The sequence below is a fragment of the Buttiauxella sp. JUb87 genome, from assembly GCF_004361975.1.
GTDB classification, from domain to species: Bacteria; Pseudomonadota; Gammaproteobacteria; order Enterobacterales; family Enterobacteriaceae; genus Buttiauxella; species Buttiauxella ferragutiae.
Genome location: NZ_SNVY01000001.1, coordinates 956008 through 974131, shown reverse-complemented (window position 1 = coordinate 974131; position 18124 = coordinate 956008). Strand labels below are relative to the sequence as shown.

Sequence of the window (18124 nt, the reverse complement as noted above, 5' to 3'; positions counted from 1 at the left end):
GAGTCTTTTAATGGATTAACAGAGAGAATGCTGATGTCTGTAAATACCGAAACACATTCAGTACAAGGGCAAACGACTGTACTGGAAAAAACTCCGCATAATAGCGTTTACGCTTCACTGTTTGAAAAAATCAATCTGACCCCCGTTAAAAACCTGGGTGATATCACCGATTATCAGGACACCAGCATCATGGCTGAAGCGTCTGCTGATGAGAGAGTGACAGCAGGAATTCAGGTTTTCATGCAGGTGATTACTCAGGCAGGCCAGAAAGTCGAAAAGCTCGATAAGACCTTACTTGACCTGCACATCGCAGAACTAGATCGACAGATTAGCCGCCAACTGGACGAAGTGATGCACCACCCTGAATTTCAGCGCGTAGAGGGGTTATGGCGGGGACTCAAGCATACTGTTGACCGGACTGATTTTCGCCAGAATGTGAAAGTTGAAATTTTGGATGTCTCGAAAGAAGACCTCCGCCAGGATTTTGAAGATGCCCCGGAAATTATTCAGAGCGGTCTGTACTATCACACATATACGATGGAATACGATCAGCCTGGTGGCGAGCCGATTGCCGCTATCATTTCTTCCTATGAATTCGATGCTTCCTCACAGGATGTTGCGCTGCTGCGTAATATTTCGAAAGTCTCCGCCGCTGCTCACATGCCGTTTATCGGTTCGGTCGGACCGAAGTTTTTCCATAAATCCAGTATGGAAGAAGTCGCGGCCATCAAGGACATTGGTAACTACTTCGACCGTGCTGAATACATCAAATGGAAATCATTCCGTGATTCAGAAGACTCCCGTTATATCGGCCTGACCATGCCGCGTGTGCTGGGCCGTCTGCCGTACGGCCCGGATACCGTGCCGGTGCGCAACTTCAACTATGTTGAGGAAGTGAAGGGACCAGACCACGAAAAATACCTGTGGACCAACGCGTCATTTGCGTTTGCTGCCAACATGGTGAAAAGCTTTATCAATAACGGCTGGTGCGTCCAGATTCGTGGGCCACAGGCGGGTGGAGCGGTGCAGGATTTGCCTATCCATCTGTATGACCTGGGCACCGGTAATCAGGTGAAAATCCCGTCAGAAGTGATGATCCCCGAGACCCGTGAATTTGAATTCGCGAATCTGGGCTTCATCCCATTGTCGTACTACAAAAACCGCGACTATGCCTGCTTCTTCTCGGCCAACTCATCGCAGAAACCGGCGTTGTTTGATACAGCTGACGCGACGGCCAACAGTCGTATCAATGCCCGTCTGCCATACATCTTCCTGCTGTCACGCATCGCCCACTATCTGAAGCTTATCCAGCGTGAAAATATCGGCACCACTAAAGATCGTCGCCTGCTTGAGCTGGAGCTCAATACCTGGGTGCGCGGCCTGGTGACCGAAATGACTGACCCGGGCGATGACCTTCAGGCATCACACCCGTTGCGTGACGCGAAAGTGACGGTGGAAGATATCGAAGACAACCCAGGCTTCTTCCGCGTGAAACTCTTTGCCGTGCCGCATTTCCAGGTGGAAGGCATGGACATCAATTTGTCACTGGTTTCCCAGATGCCAAAAGCAAAAGCCTAAGGTGGTCGCAGGGATGAAAATTTATCGTCCACTGTGGAACGAGGGGGCATTGCTGTCCCCTCAGCAGTTCCAGCAGCAGGCGGAATGGGAGTCGTTTCGCAGTGCCGGGGTAACGGCTCTGGCGTCTCCCTTCCCGTATGGCATAGAGAAAGTCGAGTTTGATGACAATTTGCTTTCATCGGGACTGATCCAGATTTCACAACTGAGGTTGTGGCTGGAAGATGGTTCGCTGATTGATACGCAAACCAGTGAGTTACCGCCTTTGCCTCGTGAACTCGACCCTGCTCAGCTTGCGGGTCTTGATGTGGTCACGGTCGTTATTGCTCTGCCGTTGATGCAGTCAGGTGTTATCAATGTTCAGCAGGAAAACGTTATTTCTGACAGGCCTCTCCGCTATCGTGAAGAGTGGGTGACCGTCCAGGATGCCTTCGGAACTGAAGAAGAGTCTATGGCCGTCGCAAGATTCAATTATTCCATCCGTTTTGCCCATGAAAGTAATGAGTCCTGGAGAACCTGCCCGGTGGCTCGCCTTATCCGGGACGGGCAGGCTGGATGGCGTCAGGACCCGGCATTTATCCCGCCGCTGGCGTTGTTTTCTGCCAGCCCGACACTTCGTGAACGTCTGGTGTTACTCAATCGCCAGCTTCGTTCCCGCCGCCAGCGTCTGATGTCGATGCGCCGTGAGAGTAACGAACGCCTGGCTGATTTTGCGGTCGCCGATGTTTCGCTGTTCTGGCTGCTGAATGCCCTGAATTCCCATGCACGGGTACTGACGGAGTATGAACGCTTCCCGGCTCGTCACCCTGAACAGGTATGGGCTGAACTGGCTCGTCTGGCGGGCAGTATGCTGACTTTCTCTCTGGATCACGATCTGGATGCCATTCCAGGTTATGACCACGCAGAGCCGGTCAACGCATTTCCGCCTCTGTTTGAGCTGATCACCGGCCTGCTGGAAGCCAGCCTGCCTTCAAGAGTCATTGCACTTGAAATGTCCCGGCCTGATGACCAGACCTGGAAAGCCAGCCTGCACGATATTCGTTTGCGTGAAGAAGCCGACCTGTATCTGTCTGTCCGTTCCGATATTCCGGCGTGGCAGATTGCTGACAGATTCCCTGCACTTTGCCAGGCAGGGTCACCTGACGACGTGAATGAAATTTACAGTGCCGCACTGAAAGGCATTCCACTTATTCCTGTCAGCCGCGTACCGGCGGCGTTACCGGTGCGGATGGAAAACCAGTATTTTGCGCTCGACATGGAAAGTGCTGCGGCCCGTGAGATGCAGGAGCAGGGTGTATGCATGTTCTATGTGCCTGCGTTGCTCGGGAAACTGGAGCTTGAACTCTTTGCGGTGCTGCGCTCATGACACAGGACATCGATATCGACCAGCTGATGGCGGAAACCTGGCTAACCGTCACTATGCTGAAGAAGGGCGCTGTTACGCCCGATGGCACAGCACTTTATGAAAAGTGCATCAGGCAGGTTGAAGGCGTCCGTGAAGCCCTGGAACGTGCAGGGTTCGACGAGGCAAGCATTGACCATATCTCCTATGCCCAGTGCGCCCTGCTGGATGAAGCGGTTATGGCGCGAAAACCAGTGAAGACTGAAGAGGGAGATGAAACCTCCCTTGATGCCGGTCAGATAGCCTGGCGTAAAGCACCGCTTCAGGCCCGGTTTTTTGGCTCACTACGCGCTGGAGAAGCGTTATGGGATCGCATTGCCGAAGTCCTTCGTCAGCCTGATCCCATTAGCGCGGTTCTGATCTGCTATCACCGGGTTATTGCTCTGGGTTTTCAGGGGCTATACAGCCTGAAGGAGGTGAGCCAGACGCAGCGTGATGAAGTGATTAAAGCCCTGACTGAACGTGTTCCTCAGCCAGATGCGGGCTTGTCTCTGGTGGTTCACCGGACCGGTAAACATCGCTACAGTCTGATGCGCTCTGTCTGGTTCTGGATTGTGCTGGCGGTCGTCTTGACTGGTGTTGTCTGGTGGGGGGGGCATCTGTGGCTTCAGGCGCTGTTATCGGCGCAAATACCGGAGCTGCCACGTTAATGCGTAAATCAGTCATCGTCCCGGTTGCCATACATACCCTGGCAGGGTCTGCGGCGTTGCTGTGGCTACTCTGGTATTTCATCCCCGTCAGTCACGTCTCTAAAAGCCTGGCAACCGTGATACTCATCATTGTTGCAGGCTGGACTGTCTGGAAAAGCTGCCGATATCGCGCACCGCAGGCTGACGGAACCGAAACCTCTGTCGACCTGCCTTCGCTTGATACCCTGGGGCCGGTTGTGCTCGTGTGTGGCGACGGCCTTGAGGCGATATTCCAGGGGAAACAACTCAGAAAAACCGCTCAGGGCTGGTGGTATCGGGCAGGAGATGTCAGCCGATTAACGGATATTGCGCGCAACATTCTGGTGCAGCAACCCCGTCAGGCCGGACAGCTTTCCGTGATGTATGCCTGTCTGCCGGACCAGCATCAGGATGAGGCTGTCTTACGTTCGGCACTGAAAACACTCCGTCAGCAGGTCAGGCAGATGAAATCTCTGACCGGATTTGCGCTGCCGGTGGTGGTGTGTTGTGAGTTTTCAGGGCCAGCCACACCCTGGGTGATCGTTCGCGGAGACAGTCCGGTCGTGTGTCCGCCTGATGAATCCCCACAGGCACTGGTTGACTGGCAGCAGACGGAAAATAATCTGGTGGTACTGCCGGTTCTCAGCCAGGCATTCGCGTTTATCCGGGAAACCTTGCTGGATGAACTGGAGAAAGCTGACCGGTTGACGCCCCCCGTCCGCCCATTTGCCGTAACCCTGCGTTCTGGTGCCACAAGGCAGGAACCCCAGTCTGTCTGGTCACAGTGGCTGTACCTGCGTTCCTGTTTGCAGTTCCCTTCTGTGGTCGTTGTCAATGAAGTTGCCAGCCGCTTTCCCGATGCGGTTCTGCCGTTGCTTGCTCCTTTTGCTTCACCGATACAGGGAGGTCAGCGTACCCGCCGTGTTGTCCTGTTGATGTGGCTGTGTTCACTTGCCGCTCTGGGTTTTTCTGCGACGAATAACCGGGATCTGATCCGCCAGATGAGTTCCGATTTACAGCGCTGGTCTGCCATTCCGATGAACCATTACGTCCCTAAAGCACAGTCGCTTGCGGCGCTGAAAAAGGATGCACTCCTGCTTGAACGCTGGCAGCGCCAGGGTGAACCACAGCGTTACAGTCTGGGCTATTACCCAGGGCAACGCCTGTGGCTGGCACTGCAACAGGCGATTGATACGTATGTTCCTCCCCCGGCACCGAAACTTGTGCCTGTTCCAAAAATTGTGCCTGTTCCAAAAATTGTCCGTCTTGACAGCATGTCGCTGTTTGATTCCGGCAAAGCGTTACTTAAAGACGGCTCTACCAAAATCCTCGTCAATGCGCTGGTGGGCATCAAAGCCAAACCAGGCTGGCTGATTGTCGTCAGCGGCCATACGGACAACACCGGCAGCGTGTCGCTTAACCAGAGCCTGTCACTGCAAAGAGCCGAATCCGTTCGCAACTGGATGCGGGACACAGGGGATGTACCGGGAAGTTGTTTTGCGGTGCAGGGTTACGGTGACAGCCGTCCGATTGCTTCAAACGATACGCCTGATGGCCGTGCGCATAACCGGCGTGTCGAGATCAGTCTGGTGCCACAGGCCGATGCCTGTCGCATACCAGGCGAAAAACCAGCGTCACCGGATGTACGTGGCGTTTCAACTCAAGAAATGGAGAAGTAAATCATGGCAATTCCAGTTTATCTGTGGCTGAAGGATGACGGCGGCGCGGACATTAAAGGTTCCGTAGACGTTAAAGATCGTGAAGGCAGCATCGAAGTCGTTGCTCAGGAGCATAACCTGTACATCCCAACCGACAACAATACAGGCAAGCTGACGGGCACCCGTATCCACACCCCGTTCCTGTTTACCAAAGAGATCGACTCTTCCAGCCCGTACCTCTACAAAGCGGTAACGACTGGTCAGACGCTGAAATCTGCTGAATTCAAGTGGTACAAAATCAACGACGCAGGTCAGGAAGTTGAGTATTTCAACACCAAGCTTGAGAACGTTAAATTGGTGAAAGTCGCGCCAAAAATGCACGACATCAAAGACCCGGCTTACGAGAAGCACAACCATATCGAAGCGATTGAACTGCGCTACGAGAAAATCACCTGGACTTACAAAGACGGCAACATCATTCATTCCGATTCCTGGAACGAACGCACCACCGCGTAATGCCTGACCGGGCTGGCGAAAGCCAGCCCGTGAGGTGGCTTTTGTTGTCATCTGCCAGGGTGACCACAAAAGTTACTTTTAATCCTGCCCTTTGACCTCGTGCGCTTTGGTCTCCTTATCAAAAGGAAAAGCGATGGGCGGTAGCGTGTCCTGAACGATCAGAAAAGAGAGATACAGATATGGAAAGTCAGTCCGCCGTTTTGCTCCGCCGCCTTAACCCGTACTGTGCGAAAGCGCTCGAGGGTGCGGCCTTACTGTGCCAGACACGCGCTCATGCGGAAATCACCCCTGAGCACTGGCTGTTAAAGCTGCTGGAGCAGGGAGAAGGTGATCTGACCGTACTCGCTCGTCGCTATGAGTGGGATATGGATGCTGTCTGGCAAAGCCTGCTGGCGCACCTTGACGCACAACCTCGCTCGGTACGCAGCCGTCCGGAGCTGTCAGCCTCCCTTCAGTCGTTACTGAAGCAATCATGGCTTGCCACGACACTTGCCGGTGATGAGCAGATCCGCAGTGTGCATCTGCTGACCGCCATGATTGAAACGCCAGGGCTTGCTCGTTGTGAAGGTCTGTGGCCGTTAATGACCCTGACCATCAGCCAACTGGAGAGATTACGTCCTATTCTGGAAGCGCAGTCGGATGAACGCCCGGAGGCGCTGATACAGGAGCCTGTCGGTAATGTGAAATTCATCGGCAGGGCAATAAATACGGTCGAGGGAGCACAAGGTCAGGCGTCAGGTAAGCAACCAGATTTAAGCCAGGAAGAGGCGGTGCTTAACCGGTTTACGGTGGATGTCACGGCCCGGGCGCGTGAAGGCAAAATTGATCCGGTTTTTGGTCGTGATAATGAAATTCGCCAGATGGTGGATATTCTGTCCCGCCGCCGTAAGAACAACCCGATTCTGGTCGGTGAACCCGGTGTCGGTAAAACCGCCCTGGTTGAAGGGCTGGCGCTGCGTATTGCTGAGGGGAATGTGCCGGAAAGTCTGAAGCCGGTGATTGTCAGAACCCTCGACCTGGGCTTATTGCAGGCGGGTGCTGGTGTTAAGGGTGAATTCGAACAACGGCTGAAAAACATTATCGACGCGGTGCAACATTCTCCGGTGCCGGTGCTGGTGTTTATTGATGAGGCCCATACGATCATCGGAGCCGGGAATCAGGCGGGGGGCGCGGATGCAGCTAACCTGCTGAAGCCTGCTCTGGCCCGTGGCGAACTGCGCACCATCGCCGCCACTACCTGGAGCGAGTACAAGCAATATTTTGAGCGTGACGCCGCACTCGAACGCCGTTTCCAGATGGTCAAGGTCGATGAGCCTGATGATGATACCGCCTGCCTGATGTTGCGTGGACTCAAATCCCGCTACGCCGAACACCATGGTGTGCATATTACCGGCGAGGCAGTTCGTGCGGCCGTGACACTCTCCCGCCGTTATCTGACGGGGCGGCAGTTGCCCGATAAAGCGGTGGATTTGCTGGATACAGCAGCAGCCCGTGTGCGGATGAGCCTGGACACTCTACCGGAACAGCTTACCCGTTTGCAGGCTGAACTCACCTCGCTTGCAATGGAACAACAGGAGCTGCTGGAAGATATTGCGCTGGGTAATGCCGTGGATTCTTCCCGTCTGCCTCAGATCGAACAGCTTACGTCTGAGCTGAATCTACAACAGGAGTCCCTTCTGGCTCAGTTTGAGATCGAAAAGCGGCTCACTGAACAACTGAAGGAATGTCGCGGTGATATCAGCCGTCAGGAAGAACTCGCCGCAATCCAGTCTGAACTGTCTCAGGCGCAAAACAACAGCCCGTTGCTGGGATTAGATGTGGATGTCCGCACAGTGGCAACGGTGATTGCTGACTGGACGGGTGTCCCGCTTTCATCGCTGATGAAGGATGAGCAGACCGAACTGCTGACACTGGAAGAGCAACTGGCGACCCGTGTGGTCGGCCAGGGCGCTGCACTGAATGCCATTGCTCAGCGTCTTCGTGCCTCGAAAACCGGACTCACGCCGGAAAACGGGCCGCAGGGTGTCTTTTTACTGGTGGGGCCAAGCGGTGTGGGGAAAACCGAAACCGCGCTGGCACTGGCAGACGTGATGTATGGCGGTGAAAAATCCCTGATCACCATCAACCTGTCCGAATACCAGGAGCCTCATACCGTCAGCCAGTTAAAAGGCTCGCCTCCGGGTTACGTGGGTTACGGTCAGGGTGGAATTCTCACCGAGGCGGTGCGTAAGCGCCCATACAGCGTGGTCCTGCTCGATGAGGTGGAAAAAGCCCATCGGGATGTGATGAACCTGTTTTACCAGGTGTTTGACCGTGGCTTTATGCGTGACGGGGAAGGGCGTGAAATCGACTTCCGCAATACCGTGATCCTGATGACCTCCAATCTTGGCAGCGACCTGCTGATGCAACGGGTTGACGAAACACCTGATGCAACAGAAAGCGATATTCACGAGCTGCTGCGGCCTGTCCTGCGTGACCATTTCCAGCCTGCACTGCTGGCACGTTTCCAGACGGTGATTTTCCGTCCGCTGGCACAGGATGCAATGCGTACCATCGTCGGTATGAAACTCGATCAGGTCAGCCGCCGCCTGCAACGTCACTATGGCATTACCACATATATTGGCGACAGCCTGAGTGACACGTTGACTTCCGCCTGTCTGCTGCCGGATACCGGAGCCCGTAACGTTGACAGCCTCCTGAATCAACAAATCCTGCCGGTGCTGAGCCAGCAGTTACTGAGACATTTGGCCGCAAAACGCAAACCGTCTTCCCTGACGCTCAACTGGGACGAAGAAGAAGGCATCGTGCTGGAGTTTAACGGGCAGAGCGAAGGAATTCAGTCATGAGCAGTTCTTTGATAAACGACGCGGCAAGCCTGGTGAAACAGCTGCTGGGCCAGTCCCGTTACCGGATGGACGTGCATGGCTGTAGTGAATTTCTCGATGTGCTCAGCTTCAGTTCGGTTGAGTCACTCAGTCAGCCCTGGCGTTATGAAATATCCGTGACCAGCTCGGCGGCGGATATCGGCAGTGATACGGTATTGCTAAAACCTGCGTCATTTACGCTTCAGACGCCGATGTTTACCGGCGTTCCCGCTATTCCGGTGCGTACTGTTTATGGAGTGGTGGAGTCGTTTGAACGTCTCTCCACCTCAAAAGAGGATACCGTTTACGCCCTGGCACTGGTCCCCCGAATCGCCCTGTTAGCGCATACGAAGGGCTGCGAAATTTTCCTTAACCAGTCTGTGACTGAAGTCGTTGAGCAGGTATTGCGTAAGCACGGGCTGGAAGGGGCGGACTTTGAATTCCGTCTGTCACGTGAGTACGCGGCCCGGGAACTGATTACCCAGTGGCGGGAGACTGACCTGGAATTTGTTCAGCGGCTACTGGCTGAAGTGGGTATTTTCTGGCGCTTTGAAATGGATGCCCGTCTTGAACAGGATGTGGTGATTTTCCAGGATACCCAGGAGCAGTATCAGTTTGGTGTGACTCTGCCGTTACGAAACCAGGCTGGCATGAGCGACAGTGGGCAGGAAAGCATCTGGGATATTCACACGGCTTATCATGTTGTCAGTGGCGGCGTGGCGACACGGGATTACAACTACCGTGATGCACTGACACCTAAAGACAGCACAGAGAGCATCAGTGGCAAAGAAGGCATCACGACAGGGGAAACCTACCACTACGCAGAACCGTTCCTGACTGAGGGTGATACAGAAAGCACAGAGACCGGCGCTTACTTTGCCCGTCTGCGGCATGAACGCATCCTGAATGCGCAGTACACCGTCAGTGGACATACCTCCAGCCCTCATCTGGCTCCCGGCCAGGTACTGGAAACCGATGCCAGCCTGCCGGATGTGGTGAAAGAGGGCATTGTTATTACCACGGTACGCGCCAGCGGCTCACGCCAGGACAGTTTCCAGATGACGTTTGAGGGTATCCCGTACAGCGAAACCGTCTGCTATCGACCGGTACTGCTTAAGCGGCCGGTGATTTCCGGTTCGCTGCCTGCACGAGTTGAAAGCACCCAGAAAGGTGACACGTACGCCTGGCTGGATGACCAGGGGCGCTACCGGGTAAGGCTGGACTTTGACCGCAACAGTACCGAGCAGGGTTATGCCTGTGTGTGGTTGCGGATGGCAAAACCGTATGCCGGTGACACCTATGGCTGGCATGCCCCGCTGCTCGATGGCACCGAAGTGTCGGTGGTGTTTGACAGTGGCGACCCGGACAGGCCGTATATCGCTTACGCTCAGCATGATTCTGAACACCCTGACCACATCACCAGCGACAACCACACACGCAATATCTGGCGCACCCCGGCGAACAACAAGCTGCGGATGGAGGATAAGCGGGGCGAGGAGCATATCAAGCTCGGGACGGAATACGGCAAAACCCAGCTCAATATGGGCCATCTGGTCAACGGCCAGCGTGAACAACGCGGCACCGGCTTTGAGCTGCGAACGGATGAATTCGGCGCGGTCCGTGCCGCCAAAGGCATTTACCTGACGGCAGACGGGCAGTCAAAAGCCCAGGGGCCAGTACTGGAAATGACGGCTGCGGTTAACCAGATAAATCAGGCCAACAGCCAGATGCAGTCGCTGAACCGTGCCGCTGATGCGGCAGGGGCGCTGGTATCCGATATCAGTACCCAGATTAGCCTCGTGTCAGACAAACTCAAAAATCTCCAGTCTGCCGTGATACTGGCAACCGCTCCCCGGGGCATGGCTTTTACCTCGGGTGAACATCTTCAGATGAGCAGCACGAAGAACACGATGATTAACGCTGGTCAGCACCTCGATATCGGTGCCATGAAAAACCTGTCAGTGACGGTCGAAAAGGCACTAGGACTGTTTGTGCATAAAGAAGGGGCAAAGCTTGTCGCCAACCAGGGCAATATCGACATTCAGGCCCAAAAAAACACCATGGCGTTGTTCTCGCAAAAGCAGCTCACGGTCACCAGTAGTGATGACGAAATCATTATCACCACCCCGAAAACATTGACGCTTAACGGAGGTGGCTCGTACCTGAAGCTAAGTGCGAACGGGATAGAGCATGGTTCAACCGGGGATTTCATTATGAAAACAGCGAACTATCTGGTCCCGGGTGCCGGGGCCAACATGCCTGCTGAAGCCCCCAAATTTAATGTGACTGATATTACCCAGGCCAATCTGGTGACCAGCAAATCCTTTAACGACTGAGATGACGTCATGTGCTCCCTGGTATCGGTTTCTAATATTCGAAACTCCATCATATTAATGGTCATCTTTATGTTTTCACAGTTGGCTTTTGCAACTGGAAATACTGTTACTGAAAATACAGTCATTAGTTTTTATAAAGCTTACCTGAGTGATGACTCTGCAAATGACAGCGCCATAGTCCGTAAATATATTTCTGATGAACTCATGAAAAGCATTAACGATTCAACTACATGTAATTATGACTCTGACGATTCTGTTTCAGCAGCCGATTTAGAGAAGTTGTGCGCGAAAAAACATGAATGCAAAGAATATAAAGGGAATTATCTTTGCGACTGGTACGACGTCTGGGTGGAATCAGACGTCAATTACTTTACTAAATCACAAGATGTCTATCCTTCATGGAAATCCAGTATTAAAACCAGCACCGTTCGACAAAATGTCCAGCAATCTGTGATTGATGTCGTTTTGGGGGAGGGTAAGGAGACCTCGAACTCGCTCCAGGTCACGCTGAAGAAAGATGGCGATGACTGGAAAATCAGCAGCGTAACGGAGTAGGAAAGGTTGGATCTATATGGAGTAGTGCGCGGGTTGTTTTTGCTGCAATGTTCAACCCACATGCCATTGACGAGGTGCTTATGTTGAAAAAAATAACTCTCCTTTGCTGTTTATTTTGTTTGCCATATATGGCCTTAGCCTCAAATGAGAAAAATATATCGCCAGAGGAAGTTGTTAGCGAATTTTACCATGATTATTTAGTGGCGGCTGAAATGCCTGACATGGAGTCTGCTGATGACCTTACTATGAAGGCGATATTTAAATATACTACCGAACACCTCAGGGCCCTGCGAGATAATGATGATTCAGGTGCAGATTATTTTGTGGATGCTCAGGACATCTGTGAGGAATGGAAAAGTAGCATATATACAAAGTCTGTTTCCGAGAACGACCATGATGCACAAGTAAATCTAAAATTAGGTTATGGTAAGGGAGCGTCGTTATACGTTATTAGTCTAATGAAAATCAAAGGTAAATGGTTAGTTGATTCTGTTAAACTCACATCCAGAAATAGCGTTTATTGCCCTCGGCAAAGTGAGGGTGAAGAGTAAAAGCTGTGAATATTCTAAGCACTAAAACTCAAACAATAATTACGGTTGGTGGATGCTGCACAGAACAACTAAGTTATCAATAACCCCTTTAATTACTGAGATGGTAATTTATTATGCATCATATAGCAAAAATTGCCCGATATAGCTTAGGGTTTTTTCTTTTGTTAATAAGTGCGCAAACTTATGCAATGCAGGGAAAATTAACGACGATTCAGGATGATTTGTGCGTGAAAATTAATGAAGACAAATACACCGGTGCAACAGAGCATAAATGTGAAGGTATTGCTGGGTATGAGTTATTGGTATTGTATGATGATAATAGAATGTCGTTGAATATAATTTCTCCAGAAAAAAAACAATATCCGCTAGAGCTGTGGAGCATAGTTACAACTTCATTTTCATCATTGGAGAATGAAGTTGAGTGGCGGGTGCCGGATCAGAAACGACAGGGTCAAGCGATGGCAATGATTGTTAAGGTTACTAGTGCAGGACCAGATGCTGGTATGACTCCAACGTCCTGGTGGGTAATTATAAAACTGGCATCGGATAATGTTTGTGTAACCAATATATTAGAAGCTAAAAGCTCTGACATTATGTCAGTCAGGATGTTGGCTGATAATTCAAACTCCCTTACTTGTATGAATTAACTACTTATATTAATCACGATGTTTACTGTTAAAGGAATTTAGGAATGAGTTCTCCAGCACCTTCTGTAAAAAAAGCATTGCAGGATGCAACAACTCAATGGCCAGGTAGGAGTAAGCTTTCTGATGGTGCTATGGGGGATGCTGCACATAAAAATAGAAAGAGCGATCACAATGATGGTAATGCCTTTGATATTACGCATGATCCAATTAATGGACCTGATTGTAATGAGTGGTCAAAGGTGGTTATAAATGATCCCCGTGTAAAGTATGTTATTTGGAACAAAGAAATTTACGTGGTTAAGGAAGGGGTATGGAAAGAGTACCGAGGTTCTAACCCACATAATAAGCACATGCATGTATCTATCCATTCATCATCAAGGGATGATATATCACCATGGCCTTGGCTTACCCAAAATGCGGATAGCAGTAAGACAGACAAATATGGGAAAAGTATTATTTGCTGGCCGATCCCTTCCAACAATAAGGGAAGTGAGTTTGCTAACCAGGAAGACATCCTTTCTCATCTTGGAGGGGAGTCAACTGGCCTGTATATGATTGGTCGTAATGGTATGTGGCACGGGGGAATCCATATCACCAGCGCCACCACGCCATGGTGTGGCCTAAGCGGTAAGGCGGCTTCCGAGAGTTTAGATTTCCCGGTTCCCTTTAAAGGTGAGCAAGCCGTGCGCTGTATGGCTGACGGGGAAGTTGTCGCCTACCGAGTCTGCAAAGATTACATGCAGATTAAATGGGAAACCGGTCCGCTCAGTATTTCTGGCTCATTCGTACTGGTGAAGCACTATATTCAGCCCGGTGAGGAAGAAACCAGTGGTTTGCATTTCTACACGCTGTATATGCACCTGGCTCCGTACTCGGCCTACACAGTCAATCCCGCAGAAACAAAATGGACCGTAAAAGATACACTTTCGGCTTACGATCCTGAATGGGTGATGACGGCCAGCACAAAAAACAAAGACATCAGCGAAAGCTATATAAAAGGGACCTTGCCCAAAGGGGCCATTGTTGAATGGGACAAAACGGACAGTAGCCTTCATACCGTTGCCTTCAACAAACGGGAATATGGTCTTGTCACCTATGTTGGTCTCAACGAGGATGCCCAACAGAGAGGCAAAAAAACAACACTGAAGCCGGGCCTTCAATACTGGGTGTTGGTGGATAAAAATAACATATCACCAGGTACTGACGGTGTAGACCAGCCTTCGTGGTGGCAGCAGTTGTTACCGCCTGCTAAAGAGACCATGAAGTTTGATCAAGTTATGTGTCCAGCGCCCTACGCTATCAGTGCCGGTGATCCGGTAGGGCATATGGGTTACTATCAGGCGGCGAAAGATGGTGGCTATGAGCCTCGATATCAGGTTCATATCGAGTGCATGAGCATGGATGATAATCTGGAGAAATTTCTGACTAATCCTGAAAAGGTTGGCGAGAAAAATCCTCTCTATCTGAAGTATTCTCCCGGGCTTGCCTTGTTTACAAAGGATGTCGCGGCCGGAACCTTCATGAAGGGGAAAATGACTGAACGGACGGGTATTTTGAAGTTAAGTCAGGTGACAACAGAAGCTGACAAAACGACGAAACAGGAATACTGGCAGTTGCGACCAGAGAATGCCTATGCGTCAAAAGGACAGGCAGAACCTCAGCTGTTGTCTCAGTACGATCTGGCAAAACTGGGATTCAGGACGGAAACCGCAGAGCCGTCGAGTTTTGATTACCTGGATGGCAAAACCCAGCCGACTGGTTTTTTCCGCAGTGTTATAGATTCCCTGTACAGCGCAGCGAAGGACGATACCCGCGCCAGTCACGCACTTGTGAAGCATAATTATCAACGGCTTCTGGATAAGATTGACAGCGGAGCAACAGATTATTCAAGCCTGGAATACGCAAGTGCGTTTCATAATTCCGACTATCGTGATATCACCCTGAAAACAATAGTCAAACACCCGAGTGACTGGTATTTCAAAAAAGATGATGCCATCTGGCAACCGTTCCTGAATGCCCTTAAGAAAGAAGCACCTGAATGGAAGAAATACAGCGAAACGTTTCTCGACAAGCTCGCCTGGATGCAGGAACTCACGACAGAGAAACTGGGGCCATCGCTGTGGCATATGCATCCCATTATGTTTTTGGGAGCAATGCGTCAAGTGAAAAAACAAGGATGGGCACATAGCAAGTTTGGATATTTTCTTGGTGAGGTGGAGTCTAAAAATGACTATAGTGCGTATAATGTCCATGTTACCTACGCTTCACATTATAAAACTAGCTTGACTAAAATGACAATTAATCAAGTCAGACAATCTCAAGATGATTCTTCATCGAATGGGATGTTTGCTACAGGTAGATTCCAAATCATACCAGATACTTTAAAAGCTGCAATTATCGAATTAAATCTTGATAGTAATGCTTTATTAGATGAGGCAATTCAAGATAAAATATTTGAAGAATACCTTATTAAGGTAAAGCGACCGGCAATAATTGAATTCCTTGAAGGGGATGGCAGTGTTGAAGATGCCATATATGATTGGGCCAAAGAATTTGCTTCAGCTGGTGTTCGAAAAGGTAAGGAAATAAGTAGGTCTAAAACTGAGTTTGAAAAGGACGAAAATGGGGATTATAAAAGAAATAAAAAAAATAAAAGAATTGGCATACGGCGCTGGGCGCAAAGCGAAGGGGTTTCATATTATTCTGGTGATGGTATAAATAAAGCGCATATTAGTCCAAGTGAAATGATTAAGGTGCTTGAGGAGTCAAAGAATGAAAGGAATTAATTTATTAATATGTTTATTTTCAGTGGTGATATTTACTGCTTATGCAGGTGTTAACAATAACCCACAGTTTTCCGATTTTCCAGTTACTGTTAGCACTGGACATTTTGTAAGTAAAATGGACGTCAGTGTCGAGCAAGAGCATCACACTGACAAATGGAAACAATATATCCAAAAAGAACTAATTAAACCTGTGAACTTTTCGGGCCATTATCGAATAATCATGAGTAGAAATGGTGAGTTGCCACAAGATTGTGGAAATGATGGGTGGGTGTGCGGGTGGATAGTAGACAAATTAACCGGAAAGATTATATCCGAGTTACCTGAATTCAATGGGAATACTAAATATTATTCGACCATTGATAATGGAACGCCTTCTCCTGATTCATTTGACGTTGAGCACCATTCAAATAGCAGTATGATATGGGTTTCTGGTCAAAATGCTCCTGCAAAAGGCAAGCAAGGAGAAGCAAAGTGCGCTAACACGGCTTATAACTTCAAAGATAACGAATTTATTAAGTTAGTTTCATCTCGCTGTGAAGTAGATGTAGGTGATGATGCTAATGCTGACCCTTATCTACCTTAACCCGATGATCTTTTGTGTTTTAAAATATTAGGAAGCACTTGTGGGTTTAGCAGGTGACCTAATGATGGAATGTTAAATAACATCGAGGTTAACATGCATAAGTTTTTCTTTGTATTGCTGTCACTTTTGCCAAAGTATGGCCTGGCTAACAGTATTGACCTACCAGTAGTTCATTCAATATAAGTTTTTTCGGAACATTATAGTGAGTATGAATCGCCTTCCTATCTGACATCTCACTCTCTTCTTCCAGGCACCTGGACTGGAGTGTGGATATTTCAGGATGCCCCGATGGGTAATTCATGTGATGCAGGGTCAATTAGAATAGTATCTATAGACGCTGATAACAAAATAGAGACTCATAATCCGATGGATTTTTGCTCGGGTAAGGTGATTGTTAATAATGATGGCAATCAGGTTGAGATACAAATTCGCGATGATATGGTTGCTAAAAACAATGGAAAGTGGAAATTTAAAGACAATGTATTATCAATGTCTTAATAAAGAGTTAAAAGTTAATTTTCTGTCACTTTTTATCCTCGTGTTATCATCTCTTAATATAGTTGAAGCTAAGTCTACCCCAGCCTTTGAAGATTATAATGTTACTAATGTGTATAAAGGACCTGTACACGAACTCGTTTTGACTGATGCAGAAAAAAATTATATTTATGGTGAGTATCTTCATGCTGCACAGAATGCCAAGAAAGTAAATTTTTCAGGTCATTATGTTTTCTTTACATATGGTTGTGGCGGTGGTGCTTTATGTAGCAGTTTTTTAGATGCTAAAACAGGCCATCTATTAGATACAGGAACTGACGCGTATGATATGGAGTATTGGAAAGGGAGTGAGACAAAACCTAATAGCTCTTTATTAATTATCTCAGGGAAAACCGTTGATGAAAAAGAAAGTGCTACAAAATATTTTATATTAAAAGATAATTCACTGAACTTACTTGAGTCGAAAAAATATAAAAATTAAGTCATATGAGGCCGGAGCATGGTTATGCTGCAAAAGGACAGGCTGAGTTTTTGTCTCAGTACGTTCTTTCCCTGATGGGCTAGGGGTTTACAAAAAGCAAAGTATGCAACAGATCCAAATTATGCGGAAAATTAATCGATATTATGAAAGGCAAGGGACTTATTAAATAAAAGTTATACTTGCAATATTTATTGCTTTAATGTCGTTTGTTAGCCAAGCTGATGATTTTTGCTCTAATGCTTCATCTAAGGCGGATACTGAAAGAGCTATAATTCCAAGTGACGAATCTGGATTTAAAGTTACAGGGAAAGGGCGTGTTTATTTTTACTCAACTCCAAATGAACAGTGTGCAATTAAGAATGTATTCATTGTTCCTGGTGACATTGTAAGTGCTTCTGTAGATTATGGAGACTACACATAGATTATATATTTCACTAAGGAAGGTGAAGATGTTGAAGGTTGGGTAAAGTCCAATCGCTTAGCTCCAACAGATACAGGTGTTGGCCCATCTAGCAAAAATCAGATTAACCAATAAATATATTTTTTCACGCCAGGAATCGAAAGCAATTCTTTTAATAGAGTTTGCTTTATTTATATTTGACTTCATATCACCTGGCTATTTCAATTGGTACCAAATTGAAGCTGAAACTGAATTCCATCCGGAATACTTCCACATATATCAAAGTTTGAATAAAACATTCTATTGACATGGTATTCAGGTTCACTGTTGAGGAATATAATAAATGCTCCAGATTATCCGTAAAGGCGATAAAACCTCCCATGGTGGTTCAGTAATGACCGCGTCTGAAATAATGAAATTCGGCGGTATCGGTGTGGCTCGTAAAGGCGATGAAGTTTCCTGTCCGGTTGAAGGCCATGGCCCTACAACCATCGTTGAAGGTAATCCTGACTACCTCGACCATGGTATCCCGGTGGCGTTTCACGGGCATAAATGCGGTTGTGGTTGCACCCTGATCAGTTCCTTTGCTCCGGCCGGGGTTGCCTGA

The 18124-nt window shown here is 49.0% G+C and carries 15 protein-coding genes; all 15 read left to right on the top strand.

The window, feature by feature from the left end:
• Positions 1-27: 27 nt before the first annotated feature.
• The 15 genes from tssC to EC843_RS04420 all read left to right on the top strand — a co-directional run bounded on the left by tssC (position 28) and on the right by EC843_RS04420 (position 18124).
• Complete coding sequence (gene tssC, locus EC843_RS04485; protein WP_166642035.1) at positions 28-1578, top strand: type VI secretion system contractile sheath large subunit; 1551 nt, start codon at positions 28-30, stop codon at positions 1576-1578.
• 13 nt (positions 1579-1591) lie between these two features.
• Positions 1592-2941, top strand: a complete 1350-nt coding sequence (gene tssK, locus EC843_RS04480; RefSeq protein ID WP_133521725.1) for a type VI secretion system baseplate subunit TssK — start codon at positions 1592-1594, stop codon at positions 2939-2941.
• The gene (gene tssL, locus EC843_RS04475; protein WP_133521724.1) at positions 2938-3627 is read left to right on the top strand and encodes a type VI secretion system protein TssL, short form; all 690 of its coding nucleotides are present in this window, start codon (positions 2938-2940) and stop codon (positions 3625-3627) included. Before tssK ends, tssL begins: the two co-directional genes overlap by 4 nt.
• Positions 3627-5324 carry an OmpA family protein gene (locus EC843_RS04470; protein WP_133521723.1) on the top strand — a complete coding sequence of 566 codons (1698 nt, stop codon included), beginning with the start codon at positions 3627-3629 and terminating at the stop codon, positions 5322-5324. The genes tssL and EC843_RS04470 overlap by 1 nt, the downstream gene beginning before the upstream one ends.
• A 3-nt stretch (positions 5325-5327) precedes the next feature.
• A complete protein-coding gene (gene hcp, locus EC843_RS04465; RefSeq protein WP_133521722.1) occupies positions 5328-5819 on the top strand; it encodes a type VI secretion system effector Hcp in 492 nt (163 codons plus the stop codon).
• A 179-nt stretch (positions 5820-5998) separates the two neighbouring features.
• On the top strand, positions 5999-8665 hold the full coding sequence (tssH, locus tag EC843_RS04460) for a type VI secretion system ATPase TssH (protein ID WP_133521721.1): 2667 nt from the start codon (positions 5999-6001) through the stop codon (positions 8663-8665).
• Positions 8662-11019: a type VI secretion system Vgr family protein gene (vgrG, locus tag EC843_RS04455; RefSeq protein ID WP_133521720.1), complete on the top strand. Its 2358-nt coding sequence runs from the start codon at positions 8662-8664 to the stop codon at positions 11017-11019. The genes tssH and vgrG overlap by 4 nt, the downstream gene beginning before the upstream one ends.
• A gap of 69 nt (positions 11020-11088) precedes the next feature.
• Entirely contained in the window at positions 11089-11574 is a 486-nt protein-coding gene (locus EC843_RS04450) for a DUF3828 domain-containing protein (protein WP_243739115.1), read from the top strand.
• An 80-nt stretch (positions 11575-11654) separates the two neighbouring features.
• Positions 11655-12125 carry a DUF3828 domain-containing protein gene (locus EC843_RS04445; protein WP_166642034.1) on the top strand — a complete coding sequence of 157 codons (471 nt, stop codon included), beginning with the start codon at positions 11655-11657 and terminating at the stop codon, positions 12123-12125.
• 113 nt (positions 12126-12238) lie between these two features.
• Positions 12239-12772, top strand: coding sequence for a hypothetical protein (locus EC843_RS04440; RefSeq protein ID WP_133521718.1), 534 nt, complete (start codon positions 12239-12241; stop codon positions 12770-12772).
• 44 nt (positions 12773-12816) lie between these two features.
• The gene (locus EC843_RS24760; RefSeq protein WP_243739114.1) at positions 12817-15558 is read left to right on the top strand and encodes a hypothetical protein; all 2742 of its coding nucleotides are present in this window, start codon (positions 12817-12819) and stop codon (positions 15556-15558) included.
• Positions 15545-16141, top strand: a complete 597-nt coding sequence (locus tag EC843_RS04430) for a hypothetical protein (RefSeq protein ID WP_133521717.1) — start codon at positions 15545-15547, stop codon at positions 16139-16141. Before EC843_RS24760 ends, EC843_RS04430 begins: the two co-directional genes overlap by 14 nt.
• Before the next feature lie 288 nt (positions 16142-16429).
• The gene (locus tag EC843_RS24500) at positions 16430-16639 is read left to right on the top strand and encodes a hypothetical protein (protein WP_166642033.1); all 210 of its coding nucleotides are present in this window, start codon (positions 16430-16432) and stop codon (positions 16637-16639) included.
• Positions 16596-17117: a hypothetical protein gene (locus EC843_RS04425; protein WP_133521716.1), complete on the top strand. Its 522-nt coding sequence runs from the start codon at positions 16596-16598 to the stop codon at positions 17115-17117. The genes EC843_RS24500 and EC843_RS04425 overlap by 44 nt, the downstream gene beginning before the upstream one ends.
• Positions 17118-17860: 743 nt before the next feature.
• Complete coding sequence (locus EC843_RS04420; RefSeq protein WP_133521715.1) at positions 17861-18124, top strand: PAAR domain-containing protein; 264 nt, start codon at positions 17861-17863, stop codon at positions 18122-18124.

Excerpts from the sequence above, each read along its gene's own strand:
- EC843_RS24760 (WP_243739114.1), top strand. The coding sequence starts at position 12,817 with ATGAGTTCTCCAGCACCTTCTGTAAAAAAAGCATTGCAGGATGCAACA.
- EC843_RS04430 (WP_133521717.1), top strand. The coding sequence starts at position 15,545 with ATGAAAGGAATTAATTTATTAATATGTTTATTTTCAGTGGTGATATTT.
- EC843_RS04425 (WP_133521716.1), top strand. The coding sequence starts at position 16,596 with ATGGAAAGTGGAAATTTAAAGACAATGTATTATCAATGTCTTAATAAA.
- EC843_RS04440 (WP_133521718.1), top strand. The coding sequence starts at position 12,239 with ATGCATCATATAGCAAAAATTGCCCGATATAGCTTAGGGTTTTTTCTT.
- tssL (WP_133521724.1), top strand. The coding sequence starts at position 2,938 with ATGACACAGGACATCGATATCGACCAGCTGATGGCGGAAACCTGGCTA.
- vgrG (WP_133521720.1), top strand. The coding sequence starts at position 8,662 with ATGAGCAGTTCTTTGATAAACGACGCGGCAAGCCTGGTGAAACAGCTG.
- tssC (WP_166642035.1), top strand. The coding sequence starts at position 28 with ATGCTGATGTCTGTAAATACCGAAACACATTCAGTACAAGGGCAAACG.
- EC843_RS04445 (WP_166642034.1), top strand. The coding sequence starts at position 11,655 with ATGTTGAAAAAAATAACTCTCCTTTGCTGTTTATTTTGTTTGCCATAT.
- hcp (WP_133521722.1), top strand. The coding sequence starts at position 5,328 with ATGGCAATTCCAGTTTATCTGTGGCTGAAGGATGACGGCGGCGCGGAC.
- EC843_RS04470 (WP_133521723.1), top strand. The coding sequence starts at position 3,627 with ATGCGTAAATCAGTCATCGTCCCGGTTGCCATACATACCCTGGCAGGG.
- tssK (WP_133521725.1), top strand. The coding sequence starts at position 1,592 with ATGAAAATTTATCGTCCACTGTGGAACGAGGGGGCATTGCTGTCCCCT.
- EC843_RS04450 (WP_243739115.1), top strand. The coding sequence starts at position 11,089 with ATGTTTTCACAGTTGGCTTTTGCAACTGGAAATACTGTTACTGAAAAT.
- EC843_RS24500 (WP_166642033.1), top strand. The coding sequence starts at position 16,430 with ATGGGTAATTCATGTGATGCAGGGTCAATTAGAATAGTATCTATAGAC.
- tssH (WP_133521721.1), top strand. The coding sequence starts at position 5,999 with ATGGAAAGTCAGTCCGCCGTTTTGCTCCGCCGCCTTAACCCGTACTGT.
- EC843_RS04420 (WP_133521715.1), top strand. The coding sequence starts at position 17,861 with ATGCTCCAGATTATCCGTAAAGGCGATAAAACCTCCCATGGTGGTTCA.